Annotated in this window: 8 protein-coding genes; 1 reads left to right on the top strand and 7 read right to left on the bottom strand. The window is 62.6% G+C overall.

The features are described 5' to 3' along the window. Positions 1-351 precede the first annotated feature (351 nt). Positions 352-3,021, top strand: coding sequence for a hypothetical protein (locus tag HPY44_05510; protein NSW55449.1), 2,670 nt, complete (start codon positions 352-354; stop codon positions 3,019-3,021). A gap of 6 nt (positions 3,022-3,027) precedes the next feature. Here HPY44_05510 and HPY44_05505 read toward each other — a convergent pair whose 3' ends face one another. From HPY44_05505 to HPY44_05475, 7 genes are all read right to left on the bottom strand, one after another. Beyond that, entirely contained in the window at positions 3,028-5,451 is a 2,424-nt protein-coding gene (locus HPY44_05505; GenBank protein NSW55448.1) for a beta-galactosidase, read from the bottom strand. 54 nt (positions 5,452-5,505) lie between these two features. Beyond that, entirely contained in the window at positions 5,506-6,174 is a 669-nt protein-coding gene (locus tag HPY44_05500; protein ID NSW55447.1) for a response regulator transcription factor, read from the bottom strand. 58 nt (positions 6,175-6,232) lie between these two features. Next, on the bottom strand, positions 6,233-6,967 hold the full coding sequence (locus HPY44_05495; GenBank protein NSW55446.1) for a hypothetical protein: 735 nt from the start codon (positions 6,965-6,967) through the stop codon (positions 6,233-6,235). Then, positions 6,964-8,253: an NAD(P)/FAD-dependent oxidoreductase gene (locus HPY44_05490; protein NSW55445.1), complete on the bottom strand. Its 1,290-nt coding sequence runs from the start codon at positions 8,251-8,253 to the stop codon at positions 6,964-6,966. Before HPY44_05490 ends, HPY44_05495 begins: the two co-directional genes overlap by 4 nt. Continuing rightward, positions 8,246-8,680: a 4Fe-4S dicluster domain-containing protein gene (locus HPY44_05485; GenBank protein ID NSW55444.1), complete on the bottom strand. Its 435-nt coding sequence runs from the start codon at positions 8,678-8,680 to the stop codon at positions 8,246-8,248. The genes HPY44_05490 and HPY44_05485 overlap by 8 nt, the downstream gene beginning before the upstream one ends. Before the next feature lie 217 nt (positions 8,681-8,897). Beyond that, on the bottom strand, positions 8,898-10,403 hold the full coding sequence (locus HPY44_05480) for an IMP dehydrogenase (protein ID NSW55443.1): 1,506 nt from the start codon (positions 10,401-10,403) through the stop codon (positions 8,898-8,900). Between the two features lie 5 nt (positions 10,404-10,408). After that, positions 10,409-11,500 carry a glutamine amidotransferase family protein gene (locus HPY44_05475; protein NSW55442.1) on the bottom strand — a complete coding sequence of 364 codons (1,092 nt, stop codon included), beginning with the start codon at positions 11,498-11,500 and terminating at the stop codon, positions 10,409-10,411. Between the last annotated feature and the right edge of the window lie 151 nt (positions 11,501-11,651).

Here is an 11,651-nt window from a genome sequence, read left to right as displayed (position 1 = left end):
CCGGTAGCACTGAGCTGCGGAAAGGCGTGACGGCCCAGGTCCCACACCACGAGGGCGAAAATGATGAGCCACGAGCTGTTGATTTCGATGGCAATGCCACCGATAGTGCCGATTCTCCAGCCTCTCAGATCAGTTCACTCCGCAGAGCCCGCAAATATGGGCCGAATGCATGCGCCGGGGGTGGCATATCGCAACCCCCAAGGGAGACGAACAAAGCCCCGGCCCATTTGGTTTCCTGGATTCCCTCATTGCAGGCCAACATCACGGTGAACTATGCGCGCGGCTAACGTGTCAAAGGGGTATCTGGATGCTGTGCTCCCACAGAAGCGACCCACCGCAGAGGGTGAGACCATGAATTACCGCCGGCGCCTGCTCCTGGCGTGCTCTGCAGCTGTTTTGGCTGCACTGGCTGCCGCTACTCCCGCGCTGGCCGCGACTACCTTCCTGGACGAGCCTGTCGCGGGCGAAGTGGACATCCGTGTCGAGCTGCCGGAACCCGCTGCTTTGCGGGCTGATGGCCGCTTGAGGGTGGTCTTTTGCTACAAGGACGAAGGGAATCACCTCTACTTCGAAGCCGGCTCGGATGGCCTGCGGCTTGGCATGCGGCGCAACGGCGAGGAGGACGAACTGGCCTCGAGCGCTGCGGTGCCCGAGGCTGGGGAGACACCGTTGGCGTTGACCATCAAGCGCCGTGCCTGGAGCATCCGGGTGCTGATGAACGGGCACTGCGTGCTCGCGGCATACGAGGACTTTTCCCCCGGCGACCGGATCGGCTACGAGGCCTCGAGCCTGAAGGTCGGGGAGGTCTACACCCAGCCTATCGGCGAGATGGTGTTCGACGATGACTTCGCGCGGCCGCCGGACGAACCGAACCCTTGGGAGACGGTGGAGGGGCAGTGGAGCACATCCTTGCCGGAAACGCGGAACCGTCAGGTGGAGGCGACCAAGAGCGCCAATCCGTTCTCGTACGGCGGGCAGGGCGCACGCGCGCTTGCCCTGGCGGGGATGGGATTTTGGGATAGTTACCAGTTTCGGGCCGCGGTCAAGGCGAGAGATCCAGGTTTCGTAGGTCTGGCGTTCTATGCGCAGGACAAGGCGAACTACTACCTGCTGCGAGTTCCGGTCACGGAGGCGGGCGCGACGGAGAAGCCCCGGGCGGAACTGCTCGCGGTTGTTGATGGCAAGGCGCGCAGTCTCGCCGATGCGGAATGCTCCCTTGTAAAGGGCCAGTGGGCTGAGCTGAAAGTCCGCGCCCATGATGGGTTCTTGGATGCCGGCGTAGATGGACAGGTAGTCTGCTCCGCGCGTGATGACACTTTCGGCGAGGGTCAGATCGGCCTGTACATGGAGGCTTGCGGAAGGGCCTATTTCGACGACGTGGTGCTACGTCCGTACCGGCATTTCAGCGACGGATACTCGGCACAGGGAGACAAGCCGGTGGATCAGCTCGCGGGGAGGTGGTTGATCCATGACGACCGGCTCTGCGGTAGCCCCGACGCCGAACACAAGCTGGGGATCGCGCTGACGGGGTGCACCGCCTGGGAGAACTATGAGCTGTCGGCGGACGTGCTGCCTTGGTCGGCCACCTCCGTAGGCCTCTGCTTCGGCTGTATGGACAGGCAGAATTACTACCTGTTCCGTTGGGGGCCGTCCCACGATAATCCGACTGAGATCCGGCAGGAGCTTTGGCGAATTGAAGACGGCAAGGGCAAAGTGCTCGCAACCCGCCCACAGCCTTTTGATCGGGCGCGAACCTATCCGGTGAGAGTGACGCTGGATCGACAACTGGTGTGCGTCAGCGTGGATGGACAGCGGGTGCTGGAGACGGTCGACGTGAACCGGGCATCCGCGGGCAAAGTGGGGTATTACGTGGAAGGCACGGGGCAAACTGTGGCGGCATTCGACAATATGGAGGTGCGCTTCCTCGACCCACCGGCTCCGCCCGTATCCATCACCGAGCAGTTCGCCAAAGAAGACACGATGGCCGACTGGGCCCGTCCGTTGGCTTCCTGGCAGGCGCTGGGGAACCGGGTATATGCCTATACCCTTCCGGCGTGGGGGGACTATGTCCTGCGCATGGAACTGGAATACTTCGTGGGACGCACGGGCACGATTGACCTGTGCATGGCCGACAGCCTGGACAAGCTGCCCGAGGCCCCGAGCCTGGTGCAGGTGAGCTCGCAGCGTGATGAGCAGTTTATCTCCTGTGGCCCGGCCGAATCCGTGGACGGCGTTAGCGGGAAGGTTCAGACCGCCGACAAGAGCCCGATGCTTGTGCTGGAGCGCCGCGGGGGCACACTCACCGCGCGCCTGGACGGGGAGGCGTTTGCGTGGGCGAGAGTGCCGGACGGGGTCGAGGCGCCCTGGGTTGCGTTGAGGCTGGGCGGAGTGGGCGTCAACCTGAACAACGTAACACTGACCTCGCCGAACATTGTAGACGCGAGTTTCTCTGGCGCACCAACCGACTGGCGTCCCCAGGATGGCCTGTGGGAGATCTCGGACCGCTGGAACTGCCAGCCGCAATGGTCCTGGTTCTGCGGCCGAGACGCCGAAACGCCGCTTATCTGGAACAAGCGGAAGTTCAGTGGAGACATGGTCTTTGAATTCTGGGCATGCATGATGATGGATCTGCCGCGATCCCCCGGATACAGCCATCCCAGCGACATCAACGGGATTATCTGCGGAGATGGCGAGAACCTGTGCAGCGGGTATGCCTTCGTGCTCGCCGGAGACAATAACACCCGCAGCAAGATCATTCGACAGGGGAAGACGGTTGCGGAGACCACCGCGGTGAAGTTCGAAAATCCCACCAGCGGCGGGGACCTGAATACCTTCCACCGGCACTGGTTCCACTGCCGCATTGAGCGCTTCGGGAGCAAGCTGACGTACTACGTGGATGGCAAGAAGGCCCTGGAGTTCGATGACCCGGATCCGTTGGGAGACGGCTATGTGGGCATCTGGACCCACCAGCGCAACGGCATCTTGTTGGCGCGGACTCGGGTGGCGTTCCAGGGCGAGTAGGCGGTCTCACCTTCTCGCGGGCTCCACTGTAACCAGCGCTTTCCGGGCGTTGAGGGTCACTTCCAGAGCCCGGTTCAGCCCTGATTCGACCTGCAGACGCTCGACCCGGCCCCGCCCATGGTCGAGGGTTATCGTGTGAAAGGAACCGACGTTTACCGCATAGTCCCCGTCTCGCAGACGCAAGCGGACGACGGTGTCTTCGCCTTCACCCACCCCAAGTACCCCGTCAGGCCCAGGGGCGATCGGCGCTCCCGTGCCCCCAAACTCGAAGCGAACCCGCTGCCGGGAATACTCCAGGAGCTTTGCCGCGCACGTGCCCCGGTATGGCTCGAGGGTGATGGGCGTGCGTGGGCAATGGACTGTTCTCAAGGCCGGTACGTCTACCGACAACTGCACCGCACCGGAGCGAAGCCCCTGGGGTGTACGGGCAAAGGCGGAGAATGTGCAGACACAGTTGCGGTGTAGCGCGTCGGATGCGGCGTGGGCAATCACATCGGCCGATGCAGTTTCTGTGGTCCCATTGAACACCGCAACCCCGTCCTGCGTGGCGGTGGCGCACAGGCCGGCGGTCCAGAAAGGCGCCTGCACAATCTCCACGAGCGGACGTGACGCCAGGAGATCGTGGTGCAGCGCTGCATAGACAGGATCGCTGCTCTGCCAGTTGGCCCACAGCTGGTGGGTAGCGAACAGGGCTACACCATCTCCACACTGGTTACCGATGATGCCGGCGATAACCCGGCGTCCTTCCTCAGCGGCGGTGGTGAGCACGGCGACAGCGCCTGCGCTCTGGTCGAGATCGGCGAAACAGACAGGGCCAGAGACATGCCAGGACTTGCTCTGGGAAGCCGGACCTGATGTTTCGCGCCGCTTATCCACTCCGCTGGAGACGCTTGCGCGGGGACTGCCGACGGACAGGTCGCGGAAGGTACCTCGCGTCTGGGTCCCTCGCAGCATCGAGGGCAGCCATGGCGGCGCCCAGCTTACCCGCAGATTCGCGCCCGTTTCGTGACGCATCTGCACCAGGCGTCGGATGCCAAAGGTGGACGAAAGCAGTTCGGGAAGGTGAAGCCACGAGCCGGTCTGACGCATTCCGGCGCCGAGATCGGTGATGAGCGCGCCGCCCTCGCGCACGTAGTCCGACAGCTGGCGCGAGACCGGCTCGGGAAGGCCCAGCGCCACAGGGGCGACGATCGCGCTGTAGCGCGAGACATTGGTGGCGGTGAGGTCATCGAGCGTGAGGTACTCCGGGAAGCCGAAGCGGCAGCCCAGGCGGAAATCGGCGAAGGGCGAACCCGGCTCACCCTCGGCAGGGCCGTCGATGAACCCGTAGGCAGGTCCGGTGGCGGTGGACAGTCCCCCGGCGTAGGGCTGGTAGAGCATAGCGAACCCGGAGATCGGACTGATGCGCAGGGTGTCCCCGGTGAGTGCGGCGGCCGCACAACGTTGAACATCAGCTTCGACCACCGCCGGCGCGGGGCTGAGTTGCAGCCGTGACCAGTCCGCGAGGCCGATGCCCCGGGCCCCGTGGATCCCCGCGAGGCCGATCCAGCGCTGCAGGTCGCCTCGCTTTGAAGCCACCTCGTCAAGCGGCACGTCGAGGCAGGGGATGACGGCGAACTTCCCTGCGCGGCGGGCGATGGCGACTGCGTGCATATTGTGGGCAAGCAGATCCGATTCAAGGGTGTCGGGCGAGGCCCAGGGGCAGATGATGTCATACTCGTCGGGCACCGCGAGGCAGGAGCGGTAGCGCGAGAGACGGCCCGTGAGTAGCGGCCGGTTCGGATCGAGGGCCTTGATGGTTCGTGCCCAGTGCTGCATCACGTCGTGGAAAGCCTTGAGACGGTAATCCGCGACATCCAGCGAAGCTCTGCCCACACCCAGAGGCATTGTCTCGTCAATCTTCCGCGCTTCGTTCTGGCTGGCCTGGCCGAAGTCGCCGAAGGAAGCTTCCCAGGCTGTGTTGAGAGCCTGGATTGAGGAATATCGGCGCTGTAAGAAGGCGCGGAAGTCGGACTCATTGTAGTCGATGGCTTCCTCGAGCAGATCCCCCGTGGCCCAGGCAATCACATTGGGGTTGTCCCCGAAACGTTCAACCACCGTGCGAATGACGCCGGTGACCCACTCCCGGTAAGCTTCGCCGCCCGCGGATGGCAGGCGCCCCGGTACATTGAGAACCGTAGGAATTGCGACGATTGACTTGAGCCCCGCCGCTCCTGCACGATCGATGAGGTCGGCGCCGGCTCCAAGGCCGATGGTGTCTACCACCTCGGGCGCGATATAGGCGACGTTGCAGCCCAGTGCCGGGAGGCGATCAATCGCGGCTGGGTCGTGGACACCATAGATGAATACCCAGGGCCCGATGTCCACATCGGCAAGCCCGATACAGTACCCACCGATAGCCAGGAGGCAGACCAACAAGGATCGGATCATAGGGGAGCAGATTCGGCGCAAACGCGGCGCTGTCCTGCGTGACTTGTGGCTGAACTATACCGTCTCGGGTGATGCGACGAAGCGGTAGCCCACGCCATGCACAGTCTGGATGCAGTGTGCAAGTTCGGGCAGCTTGGCCCTCAGGCGCCTGATGTGAATGTCAACGGTGCGGTCGCCACCGTAATAGTCCTCGCCCCAGACGGCATCGAGAATGCGCGTCCGGGGCAAGGCCAGACCATCGTTTTCCACGAAATAGCGAAGAAGCGCGAACTCCTTGTAGGTGAGCTCAACCGAAACGCCTTTCACGCGTACATGCATCCCTGGAACATCGATGGTGACGTTACCGATTTTCAGCACGCCCTCGGCCTCGCCGCCACTGGTTCGCCAGAATACGAAGCGCAGGCGCAGGAAGACTTCCTCGGCGGTGACCGGTAGGATCAACAGCTCGTCGACGCCGCAGTCCAGGGGGAACCCCGCAAGGGAACTGGCATGAAGCAAGGCGAGAAGCGGTAAATCGCGGCCGGCGGGGTGTTTCCGCAAGGCTCGGGCATGCGCGGCTCCGCGGGGCACATCTCGCCCGAAATGGACAAGCGCAGCAGCGATCTGGTTGTCGAAAAGAACGTCACGTATCTCTTCGGGACGGCTGGCCTGAATGGGCTCGAGGTCAAGGGATCGGAGGGGACGGGCGAAGGTCTCGTGCAGTGCCGGCGGCAGGTCAACCACAAGCACTGCACGCGCTGAGGGGCGCGGCTGTGTTACGAGCCGCACCCCGGGCGTGCGTTCAATAGGCGTAGAGTTGGCCATACGGTCGGGTTGTCTGGGACAAGATCCGCGTGAAGGGCGCGGCGAGCAGTTCTTCCACGTTCAAGCCGAACTGGGCGCAGTAGGGGGTCAGAACCCCCCGCAGGATTTCCTTGTCATCATCATCGGCTTCTTCCACCGAGACGCCCTTGCGAACACGATCCGGAGCGACTTCGCCGCGAATATACATGCGCCCGCCGTGCATTCCGGTGGCACAATAGCGGCCGACGATAGGCTCACCCGGAGGCAGGTCCAGTCCCAGGACCACGAGTTTGCCGCCCGCGAGGTATTCGCCGCAGAAGTCTCGGACGCGGCCGCCGATGACGACTTCCGGCTCGCGACCCTGATAGGACTTCATATTGATGCCGATCCGATATCCAGCATTGCCGCGGACGAAGATCCGGCCGCCCCGCATGGAGTAACCCATGACATCGCCGGCGTGGCCGGGGACGACCACAAGGCCATCGTTCATGGTATTGCCGATGCCATCCTGCCCATTGCCGGAACAGTAGATCTGCGGACCGTCCATGAAGGCCGCAAGATCGTTGCCGGGAATGCCTTCGATGCGAATGACTACAGGCGCGGCAATGCCGCAACCGATGTACCTGTGGCCGATCACATTGACCAGGTCAAACTCTGTCTCGCCCTGGGCAATGGCGGCCTTGATTGTATCATTGAGTTGGCGGTAGTGAAGTCCAGTGGCGTCGATTCTCATACTTCGATCCCGGGCCCGCTGACCATGTGTTTTCGGTAATGCTTGGGCAGCGCAAGCAGGCCCAAGTCCCGTTCGATGAGGCTCTGTTTGAAGCTGGAGACATCCTTACCGTCGCGGATCAGGCCGGTGATAATGCCCGCCCGGTCGATCTCGCCAACAAAAAGCGCCCCGACGATCTTGTTGTCGAGGATAAAGAACTTGCGGTAACGCTTACCGTCAGGCGACTTGTACTGAAGGACTTCGGCGCCTTCCGGCGGCGTGGTAAGTCCGACGGAGATGGTGGGCAGTCCGCAGACCTGGATGGAGTTCATGGGGATGCTCCCCACGTAGCCGTCGTCCTGTCCGGCCATGTTGCGCCCCGCGACCTCACCCTGCATGTACGCGCCCGGCCAGATGGCGATGGGCCGGGTCTCCCCAAGGAGCGGGTCGAAGCCCTCCGTGCAGTCCCCGGCGGCGTAGATGTCGGGGTCGCTGGTGCGCATGTGGTCGTCCACCAGGATGCCGCGGTTCACGCTGATGCCCGCGTGTTCGGCGAGTGCGGTGTTGGGCCGCACGCCCACTGCCACGACCACGATCTGGGCAGGCAGGCGGGAACCGGTGTCGAGGGTGACAGACTGCACTTTGCCGCTGCCGCCGCCAATGCTGGTGGCTCCCGCGGTGGTGAGAACACGTATGCCATGCTCTTCCATGACATGCTGGGCCATTTGTGAGCCGACCTGATCCAGCGCAAGTGGCAGGACGCGATCCTGAAGCTCGACAACTGTAGTCTCTATGCCGAGGTGAGCGAAGGCTTCCGCGACCTTCACACCGATCATGCCCGCGCCGATGACCACGGCCTGGCGGACCACATTCCCGTCGATGAACTCCTGGACCCGGCGCATGTCCTCGTGGCGGGTGAATGTGAACACGCCGCTGAGGTCACACCCGGGGATGGGAGGCACGAAAGGCACGCCGCCAATGGCCAGCAAGAGCTTGCCATAGCCCAGTACACGGCCGTCCGCGAGAACGACCTCGTGAGCCGCCGGCTTGACCTCGGTTGCAGCCGCGCCGAGAATGGTGTCCACATGGGCCTTCTCATAGAAATCGCCGGGGCGGTAATCCAACTGCTCTTCGGGGATCTTGCCCGCGAGGCAGTAGGTGATAAGCGGGGAGCAGTAGCAGTGCTCGGGCTGGTCCGAGACAACCGCCAGTGTGCCCGCGCGGTCCACCTCGCGGATCGCTTCGACCGCTGCGATGGCCGCGGTGGAGTTGCCGATGATCAGGTAGTCGTATCTCTTCTCACTCATAGACCAACGCCTCGTTCGGGCAGTGGGCCACACATGCCGGCATTACGTCGCCACCGCAGAGATCGCACTTGGAGCTGACCTTGCCCTTTTCCAGGTTTATCTGGATCGCCCCAAAGGGGCAGACCATGACGCAGCTCCAGCAGCCGATACACTTGTCGGGATCGTGCTTGATTGCGCCGGTCTCAGGGTCCCGGGTCATGGCTCCGGAGATGCACGCGGCGACGCACGGTGCATCGTCACAATGGCGGCACTGGAGAGCGAAGGAGATGGCTCCGTCCTCCTCCACGCGCACCGCTGGATCGGGCAGGCAGTCCTTCTGAGAGAAGGCCTTGACCAGCGTATCGCAGCCGGAGTGCTGGAAGATACAGTAGATCTCGCAGAGCCGGCATCCGATACAGTAGTCTTCTTTCGCGTATATGCGCTTCATGAGGCGGTCACCGCAGTATGGAGTGAATAGCCGATAGTGAACAGTGAATAGCTATTGGCAGATGACGGCGAGTACGGCCGCGGCCAAACCCGCCCCAACAATCGAGTTGGGCGTATGCGCTTCGGGCCGGCAAGCGCCTTCCCTCCCCACCATCCTGACCCCGCGAAGCGGGAGAAGAAGAGGGGGATCGACGGGATGAGGCAGCCGTCCGCCGTCTCTACATCCCCGCCGGTGCAACGTCAAGGATCTCCAACTCTTCCTTTGTCAGCCCGATGCCGCGGAGCATCTCGCGGTTACCGCGCAGGCTGTCGATGCTGTCCATGCCCATGCCACCCAGCATCTCCTTCATCTCAAGGCCCCAGGCGCGCAGGAGATTGGCGGCCCTGCGAGTGCCGATCTCCGGGTTCAAGCGCTTGGTCAGGTACGGGTCCTGGGTGGCGATGCCCCAGGTGCACTTGCCGGTGTAGCACTTCTGGCACATGTGGCAGCCGAGAGCGATCAGTGCCGAAGTTCCGATGTAGACCGCGTCGGCTCCCAGGGCGATTGCCTTCATGATGTCTGCGCTGTTGCGGAACCCGCCGGCGGCCACGATCGATGCCTGGTTGCGGATGTTCTCCTTGCGCAACTGGCTGTCCACAGCGGCAATTGCGAACTCGATGGGAATACCCACATTGTCGCGGATGACAGTGGGTGTTGCGCCACTGCCGCCCCGGACGCCGTCAATAGCCACGATGTCCGCCCCTGCCCGCACACACCCGCTGGCGATGGGAATGACGTTGTTGACTGCGGCGATTTTCACAGAAATCGGTTTGGTGTAGTTGGTGGCCTCTTTCAGCGCGTAGATGAGCTGCTTGAGGTCCTCGATGGAATAAATGTCATGGTGGGGAGCCGGTGAGATGGCATCGGCACCCATTGGGATCATGCGGGTCTGGGAGATGTCCGCAGTGACCTTCTCGCCAGGCAGGTGGCCGCCGATTCCGGGCTTGGCGCCCTGACCGATCTTGATCTCCACTGCCGCGGAGTGGGCCAGGTATTCGGGGTTCACACCGAAACGCCCGGACGCGACCTGCACAATGGCGCGGTCCGAGTACTGGTACAGGTCACGGTGCAAGCCGCCCTCGCCAGTGTTGAAGTAGGTGCCGGACTGGGCTGCGGCGGCAGCCAAGGACTTACAGGCGTTCAAGCTGATAGACCCGTAAGACATGGCCGAGAACATGATGGGCACATCGAGTTCCAGCAGCGGACCGATTTCGCTCAGCAGGTTTCCGTCGTCGTCGAACTCAACCCGATCGGGCTTGGAGCCGAGGTAAGTTCGCAACTCCATGGGCTCGCGAAGCGGGTCAATGGATGGGTTCGTGACCTGCGATGCGTTGAGAACCAGGTGGTCCCAGATGTTCTTGTAAGGCTTGTCGCTGCCCATGCCGGTGAGCAGCATGCCACCCGTCTCGGCCTGACGGGCGATGTTGCGCTGGGCACCGAGGGTCCAGTTGGGGTGGGATCTGCCTGTGAGTTCGCGCTCGATAATGGTGAGGGCGCCTGTGGGGCATAGTGATGCGCAGCGCTGGCAGCCACAGCAACGAATGGCATCGGAGGTGATGGAGCCGTCCTCGGGATCGATGGTGTGGGTATCGAAAGAGCACTGGCGGGAGCAGACCCCGCACTCGATGCACAGGTCAGGGTCGCGTTTGATGATGAATTCAGGTGCAAGAACTGAGAGAGCCAACCTTCTTATGCCTCCTGTAGGTCAAACCGCACTGGTTTCCCGGCGTCGATGGGCCAGGAACGGTCAGGTTGCCCCGCAGCGGCCCAGATGGCCGCCTCCTCACTGGCAATGTAGCCCTTGTCGCCCTTCTCGGCGGCCGCAAGCGGACGCAACTTGAGGCGGTCGCTGAGACCGACCATGCCCCCCTCGTGCCCGGCAATAACTGCGAAGGGACCGTTGAGCAGCGCGCCCGGGTAGACCTGACGCATCGCGGAATACAGTTTTTTCAGCTCGGGCTGCTGCTCGACGTCGATCTGCTCCCATTCGGGCGGGGCCATGGCCAGAGATGCCATCTCAATGCTCAGGCCGTGCTTGCGGCAGAGAAGGTCGAACAAGTAGCTGATGACCTCGGAATCTGTGAACAACGTGCATTCATAGCCCCAGGACTGGACGTACCGCTTGTTCACCCCGTAGGAAGAGATTTCACCATTGTGGACGATAGACCAGTCAAGAATGCCGAATGGGTGTGCGCCGCCCCACCAACCCCCGGTGTTTGTCGGGAATCGGGTGTGGGAGATCCAGATGTAGCCCTCGTAGTCCTCGAGACGATAGTATTCCGCGATGGGCTCGGGATAGCCGACACCTTTGAAGATTCCCATATTCTTGCCGCTGGACGCCACATAGGCACCGTCGATATCCCGGTTGATGGTCATGACCACATCCACCATGTAGTCCTGCTCCGTCCATTCGGCCTTCGCCGCGACCTTCTCCGCAAGCGGCTGGACAAAGAAGCGCCACAGGAGCGGCTCATCGGTGATCGTCGCCGTCTTGCGGGTGGGGATGACCTCATCATGGACAACAGTGCAGACGGAGTTCAGGTACTCGCGGGTGCGGTCAAGTGCCGCTGCGTCCAGGAGCATTGTCTGCAGACAGTAGTCGTCGGCGTGGTCCGGGAAGATGCCGTAGGCGACAAATCCTGCACCCAGGCCATTGCCGCGTTCGCGCATATTCGCCATGGCATTGACGAGGTCATGGACCCGGAAACGGTTGCGCTTGCGGTCGATGATCCCGCAGGTGCCGCAGGCAGCGTGGATCTTGAAAGGCGGTAGTCTGTGCATGGTGAGTAGGATACCTTTTGGCTCACAAGGGAAACGGCTTGCCGGAAAGAGTATGGCGAGTCTATACTGCCCCGGTACGGCTGTCAACGGAAGATAAGGGGCAATTATCGGGCATCAGAAACGTATACGAAACAACTTCCCCGTGAGAGCT

Source organism: Armatimonadota bacterium (assembly GCA_013314775.1).
In the GTDB taxonomy this organism is placed as follows: Bacteria; Armatimonadota; Zipacnadia; order Zipacnadales; family JABUFB01; genus JABUFB01.
Note: the sequence above shows the minus strand (reverse complement) of the source record. Positions and strands in the feature narration are given on the sequence as shown.